The organism is Palleronia caenipelagi (assembly GCF_007004065.1).
In the GTDB taxonomy this organism is placed as follows: Bacteria; Pseudomonadota; Alphaproteobacteria; order Rhodobacterales; family Rhodobacteraceae; genus Palleronia; species Palleronia caenipelagi.
On sequence record NZ_VFSV01000023.1, the window covers coordinates 21,584 to 46,428 of the forward strand.

The following is a 24,845-nucleotide window of genomic DNA, read 5'->3' on the forward strand; positions in this document are numbered from 1 at the left end:
GCGACTGCATCGCGGTTTTACCGGCGCGCATCCATCACTCCGAGCTCGTGCCACATCCAGGTGAAGTCATAGCCCGCGATGGCAGCGTTGCTCCGGGCGCTGCCGTTTTCGAGGTGCTTGAGCCAGCCGACCACCTTATCCCGCGTTGACGGATCGCGGGCGGCCTCTCGGGGAGAAAAGCCGTCGAGCATCGGCAGCGGGCTGTCGAGGGTGCTGCGATAATGCAGGTCCATCTGCTCCTGAAGGATCTGCTCCACCAGTTCAGGCGGGATCGCGTCGTCGGCATCGGCAGTGGCGTCGTTCGCTGCGCTGACTTGTCCAACGGTTTCGATGCTTGTCAAAGGCGGGCGCAGGACCTCGCCCAGAAGGTCGGTGATCAAGGCTTCGGCCTTCGCGGCGCGGGCCGCAGAATCGACATTCACGATCAGAGCGCTGCCCTTCAGCTCCACCGGGCCGAAGACCGGATATCCTTCGCTGGCGGTGCTGTGCCGGGTCTTGCCTGTCTCAATCCAGACCCATGATTTCGATCCCTCCGACATCATATCCCGGCGTTTGTTCAGCACAGGCGCGATCTGCTTTTGGGTGACGCCCTTGGCAAAGGGAAAGCGCAGCTCGTGGAACATCAGCGGATCGCCGTCGCGATTAAGGATTTCCGGCTCCTCCTGATCCAGCATCCGCTCCAGCTCGGTTCCGAGCCAGATCCCGGTGAAGAGCGGTGCTAAGCCGAACAAGGTCTCTCGCGTGACCTGAACGGGGCTGCCATCCTCGTCGCGGAGTGCGTCAAGGAGCATCGCGGTGGCGTCGGCGGAGTAGGGCAGGGCGGCTCCGGACATGACAAAGTGATCTTCCCAAGGGACCACGCGCACCGCAATCCGGTCCCACTGATGCAGGCTCTGGGTCGCGCTCTTCTCCTGCACGGTCACCGGATCCGCGCTGGTCAGCAGGTCGCGCAGCACCATGGAGTGTCCGGGACGCACGTCACTGACCTCGTAAAGGCTGACAGGCGTGTCCCGGAGCGCCGCAAAATAGGCGCGGTTTGCCGCCGTGTCGGCCCAACCCCGGCGCTTGAGATAGAGATCGATGATATTTCCGTCCGGGTAGCGCCGGGCGAGAAAGTCCTCAAACCCGCAGCCCCAGAGCAGCATCGTCGCGGACTCGCCCAGCAGCTCCTCAAGCTCTTCTGACCCGAGGTCGAACTCCTCCATCATGGGATGCGCATGCTCGCCGACCACCTCCTGTAAACGGTCGTGCCACAGTTGCTCCTGTGCAATGAAGTTGAGGAGTGCGGAGAGATCGGTGCGGCCGCTCATGAGGACTCCCTGTTTGCTCCGCCTGATACAAATCGCAAACGGCGCCGGTTGGCCAGATCCCTTGAATGGAGGAGGGAATGGAACTACTACTGAGTAGCACAAAAGGAGCTCGCCCATGTCTGTCAAAGCCTCCGTTTCCTTATCCGAGCAACAGGACTGCTTCGCCCGCGCCCTCGTCGCGGATGGCAAATATGCCAGCGTCAGCGCGGTGGTGCAGCGCGGTCTGGAACTTTTGCGGGCCGAAGCCGAGCGGGAAGAGGCCGAGCTGAATGCGCTTCGGGCCTTTTTCCAGGCGCGGGCGGATGGCGATTTTGTCCCGGCCGAGGACGGCCGCCGCCGGACCGAGGAAATGCTCGCCCGCAAGCGCCTCCAACATGGCCTTTAGGGTTGTCCGCAGCACCGCCTGTGATGACGATCTTGAGGCGATTTTCGATCATCTCTTTCTAACCTATCAGGATTTTGGCGACAGCCCATCCGAGGCTTTCGACAGGGCGGCAGATCGTCTGCGCAAGGTTGAAACCACAATGGAGGCGCTGGGCACGGCTCCGTTTCAGGGCGAGCGTCACGACGATATCCTGAGCGGTATGAGACACGTCACGAAAGATCGGGCGATCTTTTACTTCACCCTCACCGAAGCGGTAGAGGAACTCCGGGTTCTCGCCGTCTTCTACGGTGGCCAGGACCACCACTCCCACGTGCTCGCTCGGATCCGGACGGATCGCCTTTGAGCGTGGCGAAGCGGGACTTTGACTTAAACTGAAATTGGTGGCCCCAAAGCCACCGATGTTCTCGTCACGGGCCGTGCAGCCCGGTCGTCAACACGAAGGAACTGTTCCGCGCCAAAGTGATCTGACGACGGTGAGTTCATCACGCCACGGAGAACAAACATCATGCCTGTCGAAGCGGAGTTAAGCAGGTCATGCAATCACAAGTATCGTTATTAAACGGTCAATTGGGGTCTACAAATTTGAACAGCCTAAAGAAATTCTAGCTGGATCTTTAGCACTCGACAAAGTTTCTTCTCTAAGACCATATTCACTCCCACGAAATGACCTCACGAGATTTCCAGACCAGCTATAGTCTCGGTCTATGAGCTCCGCATAGTAAAACAGACGGTCTATTTGCGTAACGATCGGACTACCGTCATCTCGTGCCAGAGGAGAATATTGATTATGGCCGGGTTCGATATCATACCAGCCGTGATAAGCCCAGTCTCCAGAAGGCTCATAGACTACTACGAATATTCTGAATGCGTACTTGCAGGTGGAACGTACGTACACGAAGTAGTCCGGCGCTTTACAGGCTGGTCTTTCAACAGTGCTCAAACATTGCTTTAGCCTTGATAGTGTTTTCTCAGAATTAGGTATCCAGCCTGCTGGTACTTCCGATCTACTTCTAACCACAGTTGGAACGTTGATGTCCGTACACCTACTCTGTTCCGCATTTTTTTCGATCAACGTCTTGAGTGAACGTTGAGAACTTTCTCCAAAAAAACCATCAATCTGACTTGAATCTAAGCAAGCTTCCTCCGATAGCAGCGTTTGTATTTCTGCCGTTACCTGACGGTATTTTTTATTGAAGCGACTCTGTCGCAATGCAGCCTCAGCGAATGGAGCGTTTTCTCCCGAAGGAAAGCGCTCAAGAAACGACTCATACGCCCCCCTAGTGTCTGAAGACTGTGCCTGCTGCCAAGCGATTTGCTGTTGTTGCTCAGCCAGCCCCGCCTGTTCGGCTAGAATTTCCTCCTCACAAATTTCGCCCTTTTCAATTTGCCTGAACCTCTCGAAAGCTTGACCGAGGGAGGAATCTGTCCCGCACTCCCGCATATAGGCCGAGATCAGATCGACAGAGCAAGACTCCAACACCGTTTTAAACCGGTCAGCACAGGTCAACACTTGATCTCCTGACGCTTCTGCCTGCGCCAGAAGGATTTCCCCGCTTGGGCTTTGGCAGTCATCTGTCAGACCGCACTCGGCAGAGGCCGGGCTTGCAAGGATTGAAAAAAATACTTGTAGGGCTATCGACAGCCCAGATCGAGCTTCGCGCCAGCGATTGGAAATCAGAGCAATTGCCATGTTAGATCTGATCGAAATGGGATGACAGAATGAGGACCCGATACCTAAAACCTTGCCCGAGTGCGTCGCATTGAGTCAAGTTGGAGCCAAGCACGCGCCAGCCCAAGCGGGCAGCGCCAGCATGTTGGGACCAATTTGGGTGAGCGCCCTTGAGCTTAAGCTATGCCGAGGGTTGAGAGGCAGCTTTTGATCAGCCCCACTTGAGTGGTCCAATTTGATTGTTAGTGCATGACTGGCCTCCGGTCCATCGTGACGACGGTTTCTGGGGCAGGCGGGCGATAGCCCAGGGCGCTATGAGGCCGCTTGGTGTTGTAGTGTTTCCTCCATTGTTCGATCAGTATCTGCGCCTCGCGCAGGCTGTAGAAGATTTCGCCATTCAAGAACTCATCCCTGAAACGGGCGTTGAAGCTTTCGCAGTATCCGTTCTCCCAAGGCGATCCAGGTTCGATGTAAGCCGTTTTCGCGCCGACAGCTTTGATCCAGTCCTGTACGGCTTGAGCAACGAACTCCGGGCCATTGTCAGACCGAATGAACGAAGGCACACCGCGCAGGATGAACAGGTCGCTCAGCACATCGATGACGTTGCCTGAGTTCAGCTTGCGATCCACGCGGATGGTCAGGCACTCCCGGCTGTACGCGTCGATGATATTCAATGTCCGGAACGCCTTCCCATCGTCCGTGCGGCAATGCACGAAGTCATATGACCAAACATGGTTTGGATGCTCAGGCCGCAACCGGACACACGATCCATCATTCAGCCAAAGCCGTCCCTTCTTTGGTTGTTTCATTGGCACCTTCAGCCCCTCTCGTCGCCACAGTCTTTCGACGCGCTTGTCGTTCACATGCCAGCCAGCATCTCTGAGCAGTGCTGCAATCCGACGATAGCCATACCGTCCATATTGCCGGGTCAGCTCGATCATGTCGGCCACCAGGCGTTCTTCGTCTGGACGACCAGCAGGCACCTTACGCGGTGTCGATCGGTGTTGTCTGAGAACACGACAGGCCGCGGCGCTCCGAGACAATCAGCTCCGCTCGAACACGATCAATGCAGGTACGGCGACGAGCGGGGCTCAGAAGTTTCCCTTTGCTGCTTCTGCCAGGATCAGCTTGTCCAAGGTCAGATCCGAAACGGCCTTGCGCAGCCGCTCATTCTCTTTCTGAAGACGCTTCAGTTCCTTCAATTGGTCCGCGCCCATTCCACCGTACTTCTTCTTCCAGCGATAATACGTTTGTTCAGTCACACCGATCTGACGGATCGCATCCAGACGCGGCATGCCTTGCCCCGTCAGAACCTCAACCTGCCGTAACTTCGTCACAATTTCCTCGGGCTTTGGTCGCTTGTTTGCCATCTGTTTCCTCCGTTTCCCTAAACATAGCGGAGGACCACTTCAGTGGGGGAAGACCACTTTTCCAGAACTCGGGATTGCTGTCTTAGCATCAAGCGAACTGAGTAGCGTAGAGCTCCGCTCCGAAGGTCGGTCTCAGCCGTTCTCGATCGGAAGTCTGAAGATATACATCACGCTGGTAAGGCCGCTGTCTTCCGCGACCTCGATCAGCACGAGGATTTCAAGAAATAGGTTAGCTGCGCGCAACATCGTAGCCTCATCGACATCGCGCACTTCAGCCACTAACCCCAAAAGCAGGAATGACGCGAGGAGACGCTCAATCAACGAAGGGACCGCCTCGGCGGTCTCGTAACGATAAATGCCGCCGCCGTCCGGCCTGAACTGTTTCAGCACAAGCTTAGCATCCTCGGGCAGAGCGCAGCGCATGCTCTCGCTCGCTTTGGCAATTTCGAGCGGAGGCGATGGATCTGGCAAGGGAAGGGGCGTTGGCGCTTCCGCGAAGAAGAACGTTGCGACCTCTGCACTGTCGCCGATACGGTTGGTGATCTCGATCACCACGCCTTTGGTGAACTCGTCGATCCGGTCCGGCGAAATATCAGTATAGAGGCGGCCAAGCTCGTAGAGAATATCTGAGTCTAACGGCGGGCGCCGGAGCGATAGGATCTCCAGCGCGGGCGTGATTACCGTGAAGAGCTCCATCTCGGATGTGCCCATAGCGCCAATTTCGCCGAAGGGTATCTCGGGCAACTCGGTCAGGCCCCACGCGGTCAGCAACTGCCGACGGAGGCGCGGCCAGTCCTCGATCCGCACCACGAGATTACTGCGCAGGATTGTGAAGCGATTATCGGCAGTGGGCTCGATTGTCTGGGCTGCTGCAGGCGCTGCCAGCCCCGAAAGGGAAAGCGATAATACCAAAAAACCGGCTAGGCGCCACCTCGCGGCGGTCATTTCGGTGCTTCAGCGGCTAGCGCTAGCACCGCCGCGGCATAGGCCCGACGTGCGGCAAGCCATACAGCAGGGTTCTCCGTGACGTAGGGCGTCAGCAGCCCTACCGATGGACCTCCAGTCGCGCCCGTTAGGTAGGCTTGGAAATCGCGACCGTCATCAGACAGGAGACTGAGCTCGATCTGCTTCTCGGTGACCTTCTCGGTATCCACCAAGAAGCCTAGTTGAACCATCTGGTCGTAGAAGGTGCGGGCCTGGTCAGGGAAGTTCTCTCCCTCGACATAGCGCAGGATCAGGAGCACGGCCGCCTGTTCAAGCTCTTCGCGGTCCGAGATCAACAGCACCTCGCCGCGATCGTTGGAGAGATCCTCGACCACTAAGTCGTCGCGGATGTCGAAGCTAACCTGTCTGAAGCTGACGGTCTGTTCTTCGTCGAGATCGCCCCAGGGTGTCCCAACCGTGGTAGCAAAGCGTGCGGCGATGATGTCCACGAGGAAATTGGAGCGGTCATTCTGGCCGTGGACGTGATAACCTTTGCCTCCCACCATGAAGAGATAGCTGCGCCGCGGGTTCGAGCCGTCACCCTCAACGGTGGCCTCCATCCGTCCACCGATGATGCCTGTTTCGTTTTCGATCGTCGACAGATCCAGCACGCTTTGCCCGGTCAGTACGGCATGGCCGCGCAGCCAGTCGACATGCATGAACTCGAAGGCGATGTCGAACGTATCAACCCAGGCGACACGCCGGTCCCAGATCACCTGCAATTGGCGCGTACCTTCGCCTGCGAGTCCGTTAAGCGAATAACTACCTTTTGCCGGGCGGCCAAGGTCGGCGTCGTCCGGCACAAGGTAGCTGACGCCGTTGTCGCTGTCCTCAATGCGCAGGTATTGCACGTCGTCGAGATCGACCGTGCCCTGGGCCGCCGCCGCAAACGCCGTCAGCATCATCGCCATGAGCCATGCGCCGAACGCCCTATGGCCGGAAAATGTCACGCAACGCATCCCTTGCCCTGTCGCCTCCCTGGTTGATCGCTTCGCCCACCGCGTCCTCGACCGTCTGATTGCTGATCGAAAACTCGCCTTCGATTCCTGCTGTTATCCCGCCGCTAGTGCTCTTGATATCAACACCTTCGCCGAGCCCGGGCGGAGTTGCAACCTGTCCGCCGCCGACCCCGACCTCGATTCGCACTTCGCCGGAGATTTGGGTGCCGCCGATTACGTCAGGCACGCTGTCGCCGATGATCGGGATGTCGCCAATCTGGACGGTGCCTTTCACATCCGCGCCGCCGCCAAGGATGTTGCCGCCCACCGAGCCCTCGATCTCAAACTCTTCGGGGCTGAGCTCGATCTCCCCTCCGATATCGCCTTGGAGCACGCTGGCGTCGACCCCCGCGCAGCCCGAGGTGCCGGCGCCAGCACCCATGCACCATTCGCGCCGGGCTCGCCCGGCTCGCCCCGAAAGATCAGCCTCGAGTTCGATGCCGCCATCGTCAAGCTGGACGCGAACCTCGCCGTCGACCGTACCAAGATCGATCGAATCGGTGATCAGAAGGTTGCTGTCCTTGTTCAGCGTCACCGTCTCAGCTCGGTAAATACCGGCATCAAGCTGGCCCTCGATCCCTGCGGGAAGATGCAAATCCAAGCCAAAAACCTCGAATTTGTTGGTCACGATCGACAGCGTGTTCTCGAAAAAAAGAAACCGCGTACGCTGGCATTCCCAAGCATCTCCCAAGTCGCTTCCCTCGGACACGTCCAAGAGACTCCCGCCCATCTCGCCGATCTCGATGGTGCCCCTGACGTCGGTCTCGGCTCTTTCGCTGTTGCCGCCGCCCGAGCCACCGAACGGGTTGCCGTTCGATAGGTTGATGCCGACCGTACGCCCGCCGCTTTGCCGCGAATTGTGCTGGTTGACCCGCGAGCAGGGGTCCTCGGTGGGTTGCAGCGCCGACGGATAGACGCGGGGAAACAGCCGCCGGTGCGGCTGAGTGAAGCGATCCCAGACGACCTTGTCATGCCCCTCGGCCCAGGCCTGCACGTCGAAGCGCCAAGTCTCGGCCATCGGTGTCAAGGTTTCGTTGGAATAGGTCAGGTTCGAGGCCAGCAGGCCTAGTCCGATGTTGAAATCCCGGTTGAACCAAGTCAACTGCTCGGAATGGACAAGGGTAATGTTGCCAACGCCCTCCTGCTGGCGGTTGAAATCCGGGAATTGCGCATCGCCAATACGTGTCAGCGCGGGCCAGAAGCGCTGATCCTCGGGGAGGCGTTCTTCGCCCTCCACTCCGGGATTGCAGGTGATCAGGATAACACTGTCATCGCGTTGGCCGACGGTTTGCATTTGGCCTGGAACAACTCCGTCGGGTTGGCAGATCTCGTTCAGTGCAGCGCTACGCCCGGCAGTTCGGTTATCGATTGACCCCGAGCCGCCGGTCTTAACGAGCTGAAACAGGAACAGCGTGATTATCAGGAGGACGCTTACGAAGAGCACGGCCCACACCGCCTCGAACGCGACCGAGCCGCGGCGATCGGCGATCAGCCGCGCAACAGCGTGACGCGGCGCGGGAGAGGTAGGATCATCGCGTGACAAGGTCGGCCCAATCCGCTGCCCCGCCGACCGCGTGCAGGTCGGACCGGAAATCCTCGAATGCTGGCGGAACGCGTCCTTCCATCCGCTGTGCCACGGTGGCCCGGTCAAGCATCCGTGTCGCTGGAATCAGCCGCGCCCTCCAGTTCTGCGAATACATCGAGATCTCATCGGGATTGTAAGTTATGCCTTGAGCATAGCGTACGAAGCCGGGATTGGGATCTCGGAACGCCAACGGTGACCAGCGGTTTGCGCCTTCACGGAATACGAAGGCCAGTGGGCGGTATGCGTCGTGAAAATCGTCGAGATCGGGTGTTATTGTCGGCAACGCCGTGATTGACCCGCTGCCTTGGATGGGGTGATAGAGGTCGAAGTCTGGCACGGTCGAAAATAGGCCGCCGAGCCCTGGAACGCCGGTAACGAAACTTGTCAGCTGGCTGCCGACGCTATTTGCCTGCCCAATCTGGCCAGTGCATTGAGCGCCGATGCGGGCTTCTACCATGATGGTGAAGATGTTTGTGTCCAGCGTCTGATCCATCGGGTACGCGAATCCGGAACCGTTGTGGTAGTCGGCGGTTGAAGTTCCATCGATGATGAAGGTATCGAGTAGATTGCGCGCTCTCTGCTCGGCATCGCGCTGCATCCCGCTGGTGGACCGCCCCCAAAAGATGCGGCTGGCCAACCGCGCGATGAAGGCGGTTAGTTCGGCTGGCGTGCGAAAGACGTTGATGACGCCGTCATACAGCCGCTTTTGGTGGGCCATGTCCTGGTAGTCCTCGAGCGCGTAGCCCATTTCAGATGTCTTTGAAACATGGACCGGAAGATATCGGTCACCATTGGCCGCGCCGCCGTACATTGGACCCTGGTTAAGCGGGAACAGCCGCCGCTCGAAGGAACCATTCATAAGCGGCACAGAGGCAAAGCTCGACAGCCCTGGTACCTGATCCAAGATTGGTACGTTGGCCGACGAAAGCCCGCCCGTGCCGAAGAAGAGGCCTGCGCAGAAATTCAGATAGGCCGCGCGTGGTTCGTTGATGGTGACCGGTAGTTCCATTCCCTGTCGTCGGTCCTGCGGGTTGCAGGATGCGGCGTCGCCGCGCGCGCAGCTTTCGTCAAAGTAGATGTCGGTAACGTTATGAGCTTCGGCGATCAGGCTGGCCTGTTCGGACACTGCCTCAGGGAAACGGTCGAAGATCTCACGATTCTGGTCGTTAAGCGCACGCAAGGCATCGCCGGATATAGCGAGCGCGTCCTCAGGGCGGTAGTCGCGGCGGATGCCCTGTACCCGGTCGATTTCGAGCGCCAGTTCTCCAATATATGCGGTTGCTGGCGCCGCACAAATAGCGAATAGGATGCCGCCAATCTTGCCGCCGAATGTGCGCGGATAGAAATCGCAAGTATCGGTGATGTAGATGCCAGCTTCTGCTATGGCCCCTGATAAAACGGCGTTGTGGATAGCAATCGCATTGTCGAGTGAGCTGGCATGGACGGCGGTAGCGTAATTCTGAGTTAGGCTGATATGGTTCATCGCCAGCGTGTTCATTGAGCGCGCACCCTCGGCCGCATGTACCAGCGCGATCATATCGGCGGCGTCTTGGCTACGCGTCGCGTCTTGAATGGCCGAGCCGGAATTGACGATGCTAAAAGTCAAGAAGGTCAGCGGGATCAACCCGATAACAGTTAGGAAGGCGAATTGCCCACGCAGGTCGCTGAGAAAGCGGTGCGGTATGTTCTTCGGGCTCTTGCTCACAGTAGGTTCACCGCAGCTTCGATAACCCGGTAGTGGGTGCCGTCTTCGCGCCGTCCGTCGCTGAAGATGCCGCGAACGGGAATCAGAACCGGCATCCGGTAGGTCACTGTGGCCGACAGTGTGGGCAGCGCGCTGACAACAGAAAGGCCGGACGGGAGGGTGTTCCAATCGACCTCGACCTGCACGTTGCCGGGTTCGAATGCGTAGCAAGCCTGTTCATCGACGGCTTCGCGCAGGCCTTCTCGCACCCCGGCGCCAATGATGAAGGCAACGGCCGCGTCTGGGTGACGGCAGCTGCCCTGGCGCCGACGCGAGTTGCCATTCGACGTCGAGATGGGGATCACAGCAAGCTGCGCGGCGCGCAGAATTCTAGCATCTGCCTCGGTCTCGTCGCAATTGAAAGCTCCCCAAATTTCGCTCGCAGACGAGAACAGGTTCTCGTCCCCTATCATTGGGGAAATAGGTCGGCATCGGTGCACAAGAGCGCTACGCGCGGCGGCGTAGGCGGCGTGCTCGAGGACAATCGTGGCACGTGCCAACAGTACAGTCTGCACTACCGCAATAATCACGATAATGGCCGGAACGGAAAGAAGCGCGAATTCTACACTTGAAGCCCCGCGATCATCGCGGATGAACTTCTTCAAACTGGAGCCCAGTACCAGCCTAGTGGCGCGCACTTCTTCCCCCTCTCGCCTGCTCTCCTCGGTCACAGAAGTTTAGCATAGTTTTTTCAATACAGAACGTTTTTTGCGCCCAGTTGTTTGCGAAGTCGCAATAGCAGGTTAAGCGTTACACCGCTTGGCGTTTGACCACCCGAGAGAGACCCTCGTGTCACGAGCGACATGTAACAATGGTCCGGTGGATATACTTGTTGAGTGGACCCAGAAATCTGTTAGTCCGAAAGATGAAGCGAAGAGACCTACCAAATACCACCCATTCGAATAACCGGGTTGATTTTATTAGTCGTTCTGTCCACCCTCGTGGAAGGGGGAATTTGCAGCAATGCCGATAAAGGGATTAATGGTTGTTTTTGTTGCAGCAAATTTTGCGGCATGCATTGGCGCGTCCGCACAGTCGTCAGGCGAAGAGCGCATGGTTGTCCGCGTCGCCCCTCCGGAAAACATCAGCCCATTTTCGCTCTCGCTTCGGGATTGCAGCTTCGTCAAACCCTATATCGATGGTGTCTCGGCACTTTACGAATGCGGCCTGTCCGATTTTCTTGAGGTTAATATCACCGAAGGTACTATAGCGAAACTTTTTGGAGGAGAGCGGCGCTATGGCCTAGTCGTGCCGCGGACTGGCACGGCTGCAGCACCGCCGCTGTATCCATTTTTGGAGGTGGTCGAATACGTTGCCACACTCGAGGAAGCAGCGGAGCATTCAGTTTTGCTGGGAATGCCAGACGCCGAGGCGGGCATAATCGCACAAGCGGACGAGGTATCGAAAGACTTGGACGGGACGACGGGCGTGCGCGAGATACCACCCAAGGTCTCGGTGAGACCGGTAGCTCGGCCGAGCGTCATCGCCCAGACGGATACAGGCGAGATTACGGAAGACGAAGCTGTTGAAGGGGAGGAGGACGTGGTCGAACTGGCTTCGGCACTCGTGATCTGGCCTGAGCGGTTTCACGACTTAGTTGTGCCACCTGACATTGATCTGGTTCCCAAATTTAGCCAGAATGGATTCTCTTATGCCTCTATCTCATATGATCCAGAAGCAATTCCGGCCGGCGGGTTAGCCTTTAAGCTCGATCGCAATCCCAATTGTAGTGCGCTGTTTCAACCGCGCGAGGAAGTAGAGCCGACTTACAAGCTGGAATTCCCCTGTGGCGTCTTCAGCTTCTTCGATAGCGGCGTGCTCGGAGCCGTGAACCCTGCTTGCGAGCGTACCTCCGATGGCTCGGGCTTGGCATGCTTGTTGACGCTGGATACCCCAAAGATCGATTTTTCTACTTCGATATGGAGCGAGATCTCGGTTGATCTGTCGGAGGTCGAACCTGACGAGCAGGTTGATCTTGCGGGCATGGTGCCGCGTCAGGCGGCGCCGTCTCTGGAACTGTCGCCAGCGGTGCTGGCGACGGACGCGGCGGCGAGTTGCGCGGAATTCGATGTGGCAGTCCGATTCGGCGGCTATTGCTCCGCCTCCGATACTGATAGCTGCGACGCGCCTGCACCCGGCGTTGGCTTCACGGCAGAGGGGCGGTTACCTTCGCTGTCGGATGCCGGCTGGCTCAACAAAGTTCCAAGCTTCGTACGGCTTCAAGTTGACGTGAACGGCACACTAATGCTCGATGAAGTCACTCCGCTTTCGGTCAATGGTTTACTGGCCTTCGAGCAGGTCGCCGCGCGTGCCTCTACCCTGCCGGATCTCCCACTGGCTCTAGATATCGCAAACGATCAGTTCGGCGTCGGGCGCACGGCGCTTCTGTTCGATGGCCCGGATTGTTCGGGCGTTCCTACCGCTTCGATTGATCTTGCTCTGCGCGGGTTAGGAACTCAAAAAGCACCGCTATGCGGCTCGGTCATGGTGGAGCGCGATAACCAGCGGGTTAGCGCCTGCGCGCCGCTTAAATTGTCGGCAGACCGGGCGCGGCTGACGGCCGCATTGCCTCCGGACTCCTGCATCGCCGACCGAATCGCAGTGGTTGTCGCGCAGAACCGTAGTCTCAACGGCTTGGCCGGGCGCGCAACTTTGCAAGTGTTAGAAGGGGCAGTTGCCGAACTGAGCGAATCAGATAGCTGCTTGCCAGTCGATTTAGCTACCACACAAAATGAACGTCGCGATTTTCTTTCAAAAGCCGAAGAGTTGCATTTCGGCAACGCAGAGGCGGTCGTGGAGAATATTTACCGGATGTCCTTCGTGAACCCCAGCTCCGAGATCTTGCGTGATCTTCGCTGGGTGTACCGTGAATGGGGCGAACGATTGTCAGCGCTAATTCTGATAGCCGATAGTTCCAGCGTATTCGTTTCGGAGATAACTGACTCGCCCGAGGCCCTTGCCTGGGAAGTGCGGGGCGTGCCTGCGGTAATTATCGATCCGTTAGGCGGAAAGAACTGCGAGACATTTAAGTCGCTTTTGTTTTTCGACGATTGCATCGACACGACGCCGGATGGCCTGGCAGGGGCTTTGATCAGTGAGATTAATAGCAACGTCGCCAGAGTTCTGGGAGGTGGACAATGACAAACAACGGATCCGCAGGTTTCGCAACCGCAGGCTTCACCGGCAGTTCATTGCTACTTTCAGGCGCGCTTTACTCGCTACTTTCATTGCTTGTCGTGGTGTTGGTGTCTGCGGGATCAGCTCAAGCGGCGATAACCGGATCGTGTCTGGGCCACTTCGACCTGACGAACCGCGATCAGATCGGCAGTATTGACGAGGAGGGGATAATTTCGCGCTCGGATCCCGTTCCGGTAATCGTTAACCGGGCTGAGGTGCGCGATCAACCCGACCGCACCGGTGCGGTCGAGGCGACAGTCGACTTCGGTCAACGGGTCTATTTGCGTCAGCAATCTGGAGACTTCCTACTGATCAGCACCAAACAGGACCGCCGCACAAGTCAACAGGCACCGCCGCTTGGTTGGATTCATGCCGATGCACTGCTGTGCAAAACCACGCCTTTACAGACGGCAGAGGGCGTGAGCATGAAATTCTACGTGCGCACAGTTGCCAATTTCAGCCAAGAAGAGGCCAGCGTTGTCGTGCCAACGGCGGGTCCGAATACCGAGGACTGTGCTGAACTGAACAATTCTTGCCAGCAGCTGACGCGGTTCTCGCTATTCTATGTTTTTGCTGAAGACAGTCAATCGGGCCGTATTCTTCTCATGGGGCAGCAACTGTCCGAGATTGATACCCCGCTAACCGGCTGGGTTGACGAGGATGACGGGTTCCGCTGGAACAGCCGCTATGGGCTTCGGCCGAACGACAACCTTGTCTACAACAATTCCTCGGGCCGGCTGGTGGCTAGCGAGGAGACGGTTGTTTGCCTGCACGAGACATTGCAGGAGGCCGCCGACGCGCGTATCGACGATCCCTGCCTTTACCCGATACTGGGTGGTCCTCGTTGGTTTACTACCCCGATCCGGATTCCGATCCTCGACCGGGTAGAACATAACGGCGATCCATTCTTACGCGTCGCTTTGCCGATCGCCGGTGTGGGCGAGAACATCATAGACGATCTCAACGGGCTAGATGATGCCATCGCCTCTCTTCGCGGTTTACGCAATCTCGATGTGTTTTTCTTGATCGATGGCACGGACTCTATGGACCCGCATATCGACGCGCTGGTGGGGCGAGGAAGCTCGTTGGGCGTGATCCCGTCGATCCAATCCGCCTTCGATACTGATCCCCGATTCAAAAATGTCAAAGTGCGCTACGGTTACCGTATCTATCGCGATGTTTATACCCGCGAGACATTTGGCATAGGTGACGGGCTACCGCTGGATAACAATTGCGCACCTTCCGACGCAGAGTTGGCGCGCAACCGTTCCGAAGTGCAGCGCGGAATCGCCGCTACAGACACGCAGCTTGGAGACGACAGTGCGGACAACGACCATGAAGAAAACCTTTCGCTGGGCCTAGCCTTCGCGATCGACGACATGCGTGCATGCCCTTCAAATGTGAAGCTCCTGTTCGTGATCGGCGATACAGGTTTCAATTCCGCGCGACTAGAAACGGACGGCGTACCGGTTACCCGCGAAGCCCAAATCGTGCAACTGATGCGGGAGGTAGTGGACCGCAATGCAGAGCCGATCATCCCCTTCTTCATTCAGGTGCCCCGAGGCCGTACAGGTAAAAAGTACAACGATGCATACGACCTTTTCTCCAATCAGGCGCGGAGAATGATCGGCCAGATCCAGGATGCATACTCCGTCGGACTCGCTCAATCGACCGAACGACGGATTAACGAGAATTTCTTCACTCTCGATAACCGCAGTATCCCTGCGGCACAAGCCGAGCTCGTTTCCTACATACTAGACCGGGTTGCAATCTACGGCGACCAACGCCCTTTGAACGAGATCATTGCTGAGCTACGCACCGGCGAGAGCCTTGTCGAGATCATCACTGCGCTCCAGGACAAGAGCACGGGCGTTCCGGCTTTGCGCTTGGCTCAGATCGAGCGGCGCGTTTGTGAAACTTTGGGCGCGGGCTGCACCCAGCGTGTAGTCTCGGACGTGGCCGAGGGCTACATCGCAGAGAACGAAGCAATTGTCCGAGACGTCCTGTTGTCCAACCAAGAGTTCGCGGGCTGGCGCGAACGATTGAAGAGCCTGCGAAATCTGAGTGACGATAACGAAGTCGAAATCTCACGAATGATCGTCAACTTGATGCTTGAAGGTGTCGCCAACTCGGTTGGAGAATTGCCGCCAGGAGATTTGGACATGAGTATTCCGGAATACCTTGACATGCGAGCGGGATTGCCTGTGTCCCAGCAGACTCCACTCCTGAGCTACTCGATGCGTGACTTCGTGGCCAAAATAGAGGAATTTGATGTCGGTTTTAGTGGTCAGGAGGTAGAGTTGTGCGAACTCTACGCGGTCGCTCGCTGGATCCAAGTGCACAACCTCGTATTCGACGCTATCTACCGGGATGATTTTCCGATCGTAAAGCGCGATACGATTTCGAGTGATCGCTGCCCGGATATGCGGGGCGACGTCAAGGAGCTTGTGTTCCAGACCGAAGCTCGATTCCCAGATCCGGACTTGATGAGCTTCGACTTCGTCCGCATGAACGCCCGCGAATATTGGGTGCCGGAAGTCTTCTTACCATGACGCTCGATTTAACCGGCGCGGCCTGGGGCTGCCGCATCAAGGACTTACATATCTGTAGGCGCGACGATTCAGGCGAGATAAGCTTCGAACTGGCCTTGCCAGAGCCGATGGTCATTTCGGCGGGCCCCGAGGCGACTTCAATGCTTCCGGTTATGGGACGAAGCGGTGCGGGTAAGTCCACACTAATGAACGTGCTGTCGACCACAGCCTTTCCTGCACCCGACGCAGCTCAGGTGGAATGGAGGTTTCCTAATGGTGATAGTTTCCATTGGTCTGGTAACAGGCGTGCGACGATACCGTTACAGTATATCCGCGGTCGCTACTTCGGGTATGCTTTCCAGCAGGCTCGGCTACTCAGGCATCTGACAGTCGAAGAGAACCTTATCCTCGGTCGGATCAACAACGGCGACAAACCCGCCGACGCCCGTGAGAGGGTGTACAACTTAATGCTGCCGGCGTTCGCCAACGATTCCGCAACAGTTGATCGCGTCCTGTCGCTGTACCCTGCCGAGCTATCGGGGGGAGAGGGACAGAGGGTTGCTCTTCTCAAAGCGATTGCCCGCGACCCTTACGTGATGTTCGCCGACGAGCCTACAGGATCACTTGACCGCGACACGCGGCGCGAGGTGATGAGCCTACTGAGGGAATGGGTCTCTGAGCGCCCAGACGAGCGGCTACTGATCTGGGTGACCCATCATGACCGGGACCCCGCGGACACCGGCGTGCTAAGGCGGCTTTGGGTGGCCGATGGAACGGCCCGGTTCGAAGAGACCAGTGACGGTGAAACATGGTATCCTCGCGAGGCGATGCATGCTTGAACTTCGGTGGCGGGCGGAGTGACGGACCTGTGAGGAACGTGGCAGCACTTGGCTGGAAGGAATTCATACGCGCCTTCTCACGCCGTTCACCGGGGGGGCGCGATTTCTTCTGGTTGGCAACACTTCTTTGTCTTTTGCAGATTCTAATGCTGGTGCTCTTATCCGCTCGGCAAGGAGTGCTAGAGCGCTCGGTTGACGCCTTCCTAGGCAATCAACCAGGCTATGGCATCCCGGTCTGGACGCGGCCCAATACCGTCGGTTTCGGTGGTGCGACGCTGATTTCCGAGGCGTTGGTCGAGAAAATCGAAGCAGATGGCATCGCGGCAGAACCATTCCGGCGCATCTTTGGGCGTGACCACTTCGCCATGCCCGGTGCTGGCGTATGGCGTAGCTTGGCTGGCGAGAGTGATGAAGACACGTTTGTTGGCATCGCGGCAGATTTCGACGGTCCGCTGTTTCCCGTAATCCGACTGCCGCCCGCTCCGACCGCGTTCGGGGTGTTGGCCGATGAACTCTGGACCATCGTTCTGGACATCGACCAGTTTGAACGGCATTTCGACTTAGCGGCCTACCGTGACTCCGTCGAGGGGCGCATCCCAGATACAAGCTTCAATGAAATCCCGGAGGAGACTGCAGGACTGACCAGGATGCCGATGATCTGGTTGTCGATGAGCACGCCCAAGGGCAGCCGGCTGACCCCGTTTCGGGTGGTGTGGGCACGCTACCTGGGTGTTGGCTCGCGGAATTACGCCTACCTGATCGAACGGCGCTGGTACGTGGGTATTTCGGCGCAGCATGAAAATCCCGCGCTATGTTCCGATCTGACCGGAGGACCGGGCCTGTTGCCTGGAGTGAACGCGGTTCAGGGTCCACGGCTTTTGACAATGCAGCCTGCCGACCAGGATGATGCGAGAGCGAAATTCGATGCAGCGCTTACGCCGATTAAAGCGGAATTCGGCGGTGAGATCATCCACTCAACGACTCGGTCGTTTTGGCAACCTGAAAGTCGGTCGCGCCAATCGGCTTGCCCGCCGCTGATCCCAGCCAATACTTTAGCCCTGTACTTGTCGGATGCCGGGCTGACCCCGATTAACGGGCGCGTTGCTCAGGCTGCGGACGAGGTAGAACTAGCCAGTCTACCTGCCACTCTGGGCCTTGAACTGCGCGGAAACGGATTCAGCGCGCCCTGCGACCTGCTTGATGACGTGGTCAAATCGGATTCGGGGACTGCACTGCGCGAGGTTGACGGCGTCTGCATGGCAGATGTTTCGGCCACGCCGGGTGGTCGCGGCTATAACGAGATGTTGCTCTTCGCCGCTGAGCGAACTGAGATCGACGCCCTACGCGACGTCATAAATTGTGCTGATGTGTCGCTAGGAGATGTCGACTCCAACGCGAGTACGGAGGCTCTATGTTATGCGGTTCAGACCCCGCAGGACGAAACGGTGGTACAAAGCCGACTGCGCCTAAGCGAGACCTACCAGGACAGCCTACAGCGTCTGGCCTTCCTGACAAATCTATTTGCAGTAGTCACGAAGCCGATTGGCTGGACACTCTTTGCGCTCTTGCTGGCTATTCTTTGGGTTCAGATCGGGACCCTGATCGGCCACCGGCGAAACGATTATGCGCTTCTCTTAGCCTCAGGGTTCTCGCCGCGCCAGCTGACCGCCATGGTGTCGATGCAACTGGTGCTAGCGGCGCTATTCTCGATGGTTGTGGCACTGCTCTTGTTCATTGGACTACGAGAATTCCTGCTGAATCAATCTACCGCGCTTTCGACCGATTTCGAGAAGATCGTGCTGGGCCGTAGGATTGACTTGCTTCCTCTATCGATCTGGGATGTCGCGCAAACGCTTGGACTTGTATTATGGGCTTCAAGCACGCTCGCATGGTGGCAGATGCTCCGAACAGGCGTGGCGGATGGGCGCAGCCTAGAAGAGTTGATGAAGTGATACTGTAGGGTTGGGGGGCAGCACCGATGGTAGATAACGTCCTATTGCTGGGACTAATTGGCGTACCGCTTGCACTCCTATTCCTGCGGTTGGCCTATATGGTCGGACTTGTCTACGAAATTTCGGCGATGGTCTGGATGCTCCCCCTATGAGCAAGAAACCGGACATCACTGAGCAGACCGATCCCACCAAACAACCCGCAGACCTAGACGAGGCCTATCATAGTCGTGTTATCCGTGGGCTTATTGGTCCCATACTGCCTTACTACTATTGCGATCCCGACGATCCAGACCCCGAAGCGCATGCGCGTGCCGAGGCGGTAACGGAGATCATGATCAATGGGCCCAACGAAATTTATATCGAGAATGAAGAAGGCATGACGCTGCGGCCAGAATTGTCTTTTGCGGCCGAACGCGACTTGATCGCTCTGGCTCGCGCGATACTGCAATTCGTCGGTAAGCGGCTTGTACCTGAAGAGCTTTCGGTCGAGGCTCGCACGCCCGAGGGCCATCGGGTGCATATCGTGCAATCGCCCGCCGCGAGGCCAGGCCTGTCCATCGCGATCCGTAAGTTCCCGTCGAACCGGGTGCGCATGGCGGATCTCACCGGACGCTTCCAGTCCTTCCCCGCACGGGTAGCGGAGTACTTCGAACACGCAATGCGAATGAAGTCGAACATCCTCGTTTCGGGCGGTACTGGCTCAGGCAAAACCACAATGGTAAATGCGTTAAGCGAGTTGATTGACCCGAAAGACCGCATCATAATTATCGAGGATGCCACAGAGATCCGCTTTGACGACAACCGCCACGTACTGCAATTTGAATCGGTGAAACCCGACCGTGAGGGCAGGGGCGGGATAACTATTCGCGAGCTTCTGCGTGCCTCACTCAGGATGCGGCCCGACCGAGTGGTGATCGGCGAATGCCGGGGCGGAGAGGCGTTGGACATGGTGCAGGCGATGAATACCGGGCACGCAGGCTCGATGTCGACGATTCACGCAAATAGCCCTGAGGATTGCCTTGCGAGGCTCGAAACCTTGTGCCTGATGGCTGGCGTCAACATCCCGCTGGTGGCATTGCAGCGGCAGGCTGCGGCAGCGATCGATACGATCGTCCAGGTCGCGCGCTGGCACGGGAAAAAACGCGTAGTTGGCATCACCGAGGTACGCGGATTTGACATTGACCGGGGCCGATATGAACTGGTGCCGATCTTCGTGCTAACCCCTAATCCCGAGGGGCCGAACGGGTTTTCGTTGGATTGGACTGGCGCGGACCCTAAACTGGGCGAGGCAGACCTCGGCGAAGGCGCCAAACTTGGCACATTATGGCAGGTCGCTCAGGCGAAAGGCGCTAGCTGACCAATAAGAAAAGGTTGTAAAATCGTTGCACCATTGCTACCTATTTTAGGTATAGGAAGATGTGGAGAGTGTTATGGGCCAAGTGCTAAGAGTAGGTGTAGTCGTCCTGCCGCTGGTGATGTTTCTCGCCATCTTCGGGAATGATATCGTTGAGTATTTCCAGGGCACCGCTGGAGGAGCAACAGAAGCCGGAACAACTCTTGAGGAAACAGCAGGCGAATCCGGTTTCGGCAATTGATCGACATGATTGATTGGATCCGTCAGTTTGCACGAGACGAGCGCGGCACAATTGAAGCGGTGATGTATATCGGAATTATCGCGCTGCCGCTGGTAATGTTTCTTGCGATATTCGGTAAGGACGTGATTGATTGGATCCGTGAAGTTGCGCCCCGCATTTTCGACGAGGGTGCTACGTTCCTTGACTGATACAGAGCAAATTGGTTTATTTAGTGACGGCATTCACAAAGCATTGATGTAGTGTAAAACTTGCGTGTGGGCTGTAATTTGGGAGTTGCCGCACGATGCGCAAGAATTTGGTCATACTTAGCGTGGGACTGACCTTTGCGATACTTGCAGCCTATTTGTCTTGGGAGAGGATCGCCGAAGCCGAAGGACTCGTCGATAACCGCGCCTTTATCATCTACGCCACGGATGCTGATGAGGCGATAGCCCGCGCTGGTACCGTTTTTTCCGATAGCGACCTAACGGCAGAGCCTCTTCCAATAGCCGCGCAGGAGCGCATGGGTTCACCGCTGATCGAAGCAACGCCGGAAAACATGCGTTTCGTCAAGCTCCGACCGATCAACGACGATGTTCCGCGCGGTCGATTTCTGACATTCGACCTTTTCGAGGATCTGTCCGATCAACGCCTTTCGCAGCAAGTCACATCGGGTATGCGCCTGATGACTATTGGCGTAAACAACACGTCATCGCTCAATAATCTGCTCCGGCCTGGTGACCGGATCGACCTCTTGAGCGTTCCTCGCGACATTCCGACCGAACTGGCAGAGGCCATCCTAGAAGACGTGAAGATCGTCGCCATTGGCGAGTACTTTACTATCCAGGAATTCCGCGCCGCTCGTCGCGGCAGCTTCTCGACTATCACGATCGAAGTCCTGCCCGAAAATGGTCGGATGCTTGCTGCCCGGCGCGAGGAACAATCCGGCGGTTTTTTTATCCTTCTTCGGAATCGCTGTGATTCAATTAGCGAAGCGGTAGGCTGCAATTGAAAGGTACATCGGTCGATGGGCACAACTCTGGAAATTCGGCATACGCTGCGCAACGAGGTTCACGAGATTAAGCTCGGCCGTAAGCGTTACGTGCTAGGTAGCAGCGCGGAGAGCGAACATGGTGAGGCGATCCGCCTGAAATCTGCGTTCGTAAGGAAGAATCATGCCTTTCTCGATTACAGCGCCCGTGGCTGGAACTTGACCGCGAAATTCGCCGATGTTCGCAGCAAGGACGATAGAAACGAGGAACTCGAGATCGACACCGAATACCGGTTTCGTGCCAATGCGCGCTTCACCATCGGCGATTTCGAGCTGGCGCTGATCGAGACCCCCGATGCTGGCGAGTTGGATGCCGAAGCGTCACAGGGGCAGATGCCGCGGCTCGATATTTTGATCGACGAGACAAAGCTGCGTGTTTCGGACGAGACCGAGCGGCTGGCCGGGCGCGGCGAGCTGGACCAAGATGATCCAGACTACGCCGTGAAGATCATGCCTATCATCGACCGCCACTTAGCAGATGCGATCCAAGCGGTCGAAAAGGGCGATTTGCGGCTCTGCGCCAAGGAAGCCCTGCGGCGTGATTTGATCATGCGAATCCTCGGGCATACAGGCACACTCGAAAGAGCGCGGGGGCATTCGGTCAAAGACATTAACCGTGACGACATGGCTCGCTTACATGTTGAGTTCCAGTCCAAGCTCGGTCTGTCGTCGACCTCGCGCAGCCACCGCGACAATCTGCGCAAACTGAATGATAAGTTCAGCACCGTCTTCGCGGCGAAGGCGAACACGCTGGATTTCAACTTGCTAAAAAAGCTGGTCGAGGAAACCGTGCGCCAGTCGGTGCGTGCGATTATGACGAGTATCGGCCCGCTTGAGCCTCTGCGAGAAATCGACGCGATCTCAGAGATAATGGTCGTTGCCCATGACGAGATATTTGTAGAGATTGAGGGTCGGCTGATGCTGACTGGCCTGCGTTTCGTGGACGAGGCGGAGTCGATGCGTGTGGCAGCCAAGATCGCGCGAGACAGCGACACTTCAGTAGACCGCACCAACCCCTATCGAGACGGACGATTGGCGGATGGATCGCGCGTGAACATGGTGATTCCACCGATCGCGCTGAAGGGCGCTGCTGTTACGATCCGGAAATTCGGCAAGAGCGCCCTGACGCTGGAACAACTCGTGGTCAAAGAGAGTTTGTCACCCGCAATGGCGAGTTTTCTTAAGGCTTGCGTGGTGTCAAAGAAGAACATTGTAGTGGCCGGCGGCACCGGCAGCGGCAAGACGACTATGGTGAACTGGCTCGGCTCTCTCATCCCAATTTCCGAGCGCGTGATCACCATCGAGGACACTGCCGAGCTTCGGCTCTACCTGGAGCATGTGGTGTCGTTGCAGGCCGTTGCCAAAACACCTGACAATGCCGGTCACACGATCCGTGATCTAGTGAAGAACGCCCTTCGGATGCGACCCGACCGCATCGTGATCGGTGAATGCCGTGGCGGCGAAGCTTTCGATATGCTCCAGGCGATGAATACTGGGCATGAAGGATCCATGACCACTCTGCACGCCAATAATCCAATCGAGACTATGTCACGGATTGAGAATTTGGTGCTGGCGGCGGGTGAAGGCCTGCCTGTCGACGCAATCCGTTACCAGATCGCAGGCGCGCTCGATTTCGTGGTACAGCTGAAGCAATACGCCGATGGAAACCGGAAGATAGCCGAGATCGCTGAGGTTGGCGGCATCGACCCGATTAGCAAGCGGGTGGAGATCAACCCGATCTTCCAAACCCACTACAACGCCAACCGGCCGGGTGACGGGACCGCCTTCACCTTCGCCGGTCGCACGCCGGTGGCCATCGCCGAGATCGTAGAAGCTGGGTTTGACCCAGGTCTTCTTATGGGGGGCGTCTCGGCGATGACGCACTCCGATGCTGGTGCGCGCCATGTTTGATCTGTTGCGAGACCAGCCGGCTGTACTTCTGCCACTTTTCTTGGCCGTCGGTGTCCTGATGGCAACGATCGGGCTGTTCAATCTGATCATGCCAGCAGGCGAACGTTTCGCAAAGCGCGTCGCGGATACCTATGAAGTCCGCTTTGTTGACCAACTGCAATTTGCGCCCGTCGCGCCGGTCGTGTTTCAACTGGGTCTTGTGCTTCTCATTCTTGCCTGCGCGCTCATCTTGGTGTTCCTGCCCATCCTTCAGGGGCTTCCGATTACAGCGGCGCTTCTGGCTTCAACTGTACTGCTGCCCAAGGTGTTTTACGTGGTGCTCAAGACTGAGCGGCGTAAGAAGATCGACAAGGTACTTCCGAACGTCTTGCAGCAGCTCGCCGCGAATTTTCGCTCCACTAGCGATATCAGCCGTGCTTTAGCGGAGGTGGCAGAGACCGCGCCAAAGCCGATGGATCACGAGTTGCGTCTAATCCGGCAGAAGGAGAACGACCTCAAGAGCTTTCCCGATGCGCTCGATCAGGCCCGACGGCGGATCGGATCAGACTGGTTCGACGTTGTAGCCGCGGTGTTGAAGACAACCTACGAGAAGGGCGGTAAAGAGGCTGACGCGCTGATGAACCTGTCGCGTGTCTTCGTGCAGCTGACAAAGATGCGCGACCGACTGGACACTGCCACCAGCCAAGGCCGCATGTCGATGCGCATCATCATGGTGATGCCATTCCTTGTAGTCATTATTGCGCTTGTGGCTGTACCCGACATCACCGCTGGGGTTTGGGCGTCGAACGTTGGGAAGTTCATGCTAGCGCTGGCCGTACTTGTTTATATCATCGCGATCTCGGTCGCGATTTGGCTATCTTCGGTGAAGGTATGACGGAGCTGGTACCAATCGTAGCAGGGCTCGCCGGTTTCATGATCTCCACGGGCGTCCTTATGATCTTGTGGCATCCGACGCGCGAGTTCATTGAGGCCCTGACTGAGGCAGTCCGCTATCACGATCCCTTACAAGCTGTGGTCGTGGCCGGCGGCGGCGGCCGAAGACCGGATGCCGATTCCGGGAACTGGCGAGTTGGCCTGACTAACCGGCCGCATGACCAACTGAATCTTTCCGAGCGGCAATATGCGCGAGGTCTCGCGGTGGCTGGCAGTCTCAGCGGTCTCGCGATGGCGGCGATCCTGGTCATAGTAATGCAGAGTTGGGTTGCGATTCTGGTCGGCTTCATCGCAGTCATTAGCTTTCGATTCCTATTTGAATTCGCAATCCAAGACCAATTGCGTAGTAACCATTTGGAGCAGTTGCGCCAGTTCCCATTCTTTCTCGACATCTTCCAGTTGACTGTTCAAGCCGGCGGAGACTTGGACGATGCCATAACCTCTTATCGGGCGATCTACGGAAACGATCCAATAGGGCGGGAGCTTGCGATCCTGCAAGAAAGCCATACAGCCTTCGGCATCGCCGAGAGCCTCGACCGGCTCCGCAACCGGGTTGGAAATGTGGACCTGAAGAATGTCGTCGGGGAACTGGCCCAGAAGATTCGCGTAGGTGCCAATCTCGAACAGACGTTAGCGCAGCAGAGTGAGGACATGCGTGATTTGCGTGAGGAGTTGGCAGCCAAGCGCGCCGAGGAACTGAACGCAAAGTTTAACTGGCCGGTGGTGCTCGCGACGGTGGCGACCTTTCTAATTTTCCTATCTCCGGCGATCGCGCTGATCTTTGATTCGGGGTTTCTGTAATGGGTCCGCGTAGTGTTCGGTTGAGGCGGAC

General features: G+C 57.4%; 20 protein-coding genes and 1 pseudogene. 13 read left to right on the forward strand and 8 right to left on the reverse strand.

Annotated elements, in window-relative coordinates; genetic code table 11:
- Positions 1-17: 17 nt before the first annotated feature.
- A complete protein-coding gene (locus FEV53_RS12740; protein WP_142835208.1) occupies positions 18-1,310 on the reverse strand; it encodes a DUF7986 domain-containing protein in 1,293 nt (430 codons plus the stop codon).
- 115 nt (positions 1,311-1,425) lie between these two features.
- Here FEV53_RS12740 and FEV53_RS12745 point away from each other — a divergent pair, with 115 nt between their 5' ends.
- Positions 1,426-1,695 carry a type II toxin-antitoxin system ParD family antitoxin gene (locus FEV53_RS12745; RefSeq protein WP_142835209.1) on the forward strand — a complete coding sequence of 90 codons (270 nt, stop codon included), beginning with the start codon at positions 1,426-1,428 and terminating at the stop codon, positions 1,693-1,695.
- Positions 1,685-2,038, forward strand: coding sequence for a type II toxin-antitoxin system RelE/ParE family toxin (locus tag FEV53_RS12750; protein WP_142835210.1), 354 nt, complete (start codon positions 1,685-1,687; stop codon positions 2,036-2,038). The genes FEV53_RS12745 and FEV53_RS12750 overlap by 11 nt, the downstream gene beginning before the upstream one ends.
- A gap of 231 nt (positions 2,039-2,269) precedes the next feature.
- Here the strand turns inward: FEV53_RS12750 and FEV53_RS12755 are convergent, their stop codons facing one another.
- From FEV53_RS12755 to FEV53_RS12785, 7 genes and pseudogenes are all read right to left on the reverse strand, one after another.
- Complete coding sequence (locus FEV53_RS12755) at positions 2,270-3,385, reverse strand: hypothetical protein (RefSeq protein WP_142835211.1); 1,116 nt, start codon at positions 3,383-3,385, stop codon at positions 2,270-2,272.
- A 221-nt stretch (positions 3,386-3,606) separates the two neighbouring features.
- Positions 3,607-4,734 (reverse strand): annotated as a pseudogene (locus FEV53_RS12760) (IS3 family transposase).
- A gap of 132 nt (positions 4,735-4,866) precedes the next feature.
- Positions 4,867-5,679: a hypothetical protein gene (locus tag FEV53_RS12765; RefSeq protein WP_142835212.1), complete on the reverse strand. Its 813-nt coding sequence runs from the start codon at positions 5,677-5,679 to the stop codon at positions 4,867-4,869.
- Positions 5,676-6,629 carry a hypothetical protein gene (locus FEV53_RS12770; protein WP_142835213.1) on the reverse strand — a complete coding sequence of 318 codons (954 nt, stop codon included), beginning with the start codon at positions 6,627-6,629 and terminating at the stop codon, positions 5,676-5,678. The genes FEV53_RS12765 and FEV53_RS12770 overlap by 4 nt, the downstream gene beginning before the upstream one ends.
- 19 nt (positions 6,630-6,648) lie before the next feature.
- A complete protein-coding gene (locus tag FEV53_RS12775; RefSeq protein ID WP_142835214.1) occupies positions 6,649-8,259 on the reverse strand; it encodes a hypothetical protein in 1,611 nt (536 codons plus the stop codon).
- Positions 8,246-10,006, reverse strand: a complete 1,761-nt coding sequence (locus FEV53_RS12780; RefSeq protein WP_142835215.1) for a hypothetical protein — start codon at positions 10,004-10,006, stop codon at positions 8,246-8,248. Before FEV53_RS12780 ends, FEV53_RS12775 begins: the two co-directional genes overlap by 14 nt.
- Complete coding sequence (locus tag FEV53_RS12785) at positions 10,003-10,650, reverse strand: TadE/TadG family type IV pilus assembly protein (RefSeq protein WP_221931616.1); 648 nt, start codon at positions 10,648-10,650, stop codon at positions 10,003-10,005. The genes FEV53_RS12780 and FEV53_RS12785 overlap by 4 nt, the downstream gene beginning before the upstream one ends.
- 376 nt (positions 10,651-11,026) lie before the next feature.
- Between FEV53_RS12785 and FEV53_RS12790 the strand changes: the two genes are divergently transcribed.
- The 11 genes from FEV53_RS12790 to FEV53_RS12835 all read left to right on the forward strand — a co-directional run bounded on the left by FEV53_RS12790 (position 11,027) and on the right by FEV53_RS12835 (position 24,814).
- Complete coding sequence (locus tag FEV53_RS12790; RefSeq protein ID WP_142835217.1) at positions 11,027-13,186, forward strand: hypothetical protein; 2,160 nt, start codon at positions 11,027-11,029, stop codon at positions 13,184-13,186.
- Positions 13,183-15,774: a hypothetical protein gene (locus FEV53_RS12795; protein WP_142835218.1), complete on the forward strand. Its 2,592-nt coding sequence runs from the start codon at positions 13,183-13,185 to the stop codon at positions 15,772-15,774. The genes FEV53_RS12790 and FEV53_RS12795 overlap by 4 nt, the downstream gene beginning before the upstream one ends.
- On the forward strand, positions 15,771-16,592 hold the full coding sequence (locus FEV53_RS12800) for an ATP-binding cassette domain-containing protein (protein WP_142835219.1): 822 nt from the start codon (positions 15,771-15,773) through the stop codon (positions 16,590-16,592). The genes FEV53_RS12795 and FEV53_RS12800 overlap by 4 nt, the downstream gene beginning before the upstream one ends.
- 38 nt (positions 16,593-16,630) lie before the next feature.
- Positions 16,631-18,544: an FtsX-like permease family protein gene (locus tag FEV53_RS12805; RefSeq protein WP_142835220.1), complete on the forward strand. Its 1,914-nt coding sequence runs from the start codon at positions 16,631-16,633 to the stop codon at positions 18,542-18,544.
- 148 nt (positions 18,545-18,692) lie between these two features.
- The gene (locus FEV53_RS12810; RefSeq protein ID WP_142835221.1) at positions 18,693-19,901 is read left to right on the forward strand and encodes a TadA family conjugal transfer-associated ATPase; all 1,209 of its coding nucleotides are present in this window, start codon (positions 18,693-18,695) and stop codon (positions 19,899-19,901) included.
- A 73-nt stretch (positions 19,902-19,974) separates the two neighbouring features.
- Positions 19,975-20,139, forward strand: coding sequence for a hypothetical protein (locus FEV53_RS20885; RefSeq protein WP_185962194.1), 165 nt, complete (start codon positions 19,975-19,977; stop codon positions 20,137-20,139).
- Positions 20,136-20,327, forward strand: coding sequence for a hypothetical protein (locus tag FEV53_RS12815; RefSeq protein ID WP_142835222.1), 192 nt, complete (start codon positions 20,136-20,138; stop codon positions 20,325-20,327). The genes FEV53_RS20885 and FEV53_RS12815 overlap by 4 nt, the downstream gene beginning before the upstream one ends.
- A 95-nt stretch (positions 20,328-20,422) precedes the next feature.
- The gene (locus FEV53_RS12820) at positions 20,423-21,130 is read left to right on the forward strand and encodes an RcpC/CpaB family pilus assembly protein (RefSeq protein WP_142835223.1); all 708 of its coding nucleotides are present in this window, start codon (positions 20,423-20,425) and stop codon (positions 21,128-21,130) included.
- Between the two features lie 15 nt (positions 21,131-21,145).
- Positions 21,146-23,080 carry a TadA family conjugal transfer-associated ATPase gene (locus FEV53_RS12825; protein WP_142835224.1) on the forward strand — a complete coding sequence of 645 codons (1,935 nt, stop codon included), beginning with the start codon at positions 21,146-21,148 and terminating at the stop codon, positions 23,078-23,080.
- Positions 23,073-23,954: a type II secretion system F family protein gene (locus FEV53_RS12830; RefSeq protein ID WP_185962195.1), complete on the forward strand. Its 882-nt coding sequence runs from the start codon at positions 23,073-23,075 to the stop codon at positions 23,952-23,954. Before FEV53_RS12825 ends, FEV53_RS12830 begins: the two co-directional genes overlap by 8 nt.
- Entirely contained in the window at positions 23,951-24,814 is an 864-nt protein-coding gene (locus FEV53_RS12835) for a type II secretion system F family protein (protein ID WP_142835226.1), read from the forward strand. Before FEV53_RS12830 ends, FEV53_RS12835 begins: the two co-directional genes overlap by 4 nt.
- Positions 24,815-24,845 lie beyond the last annotated feature (31 nt).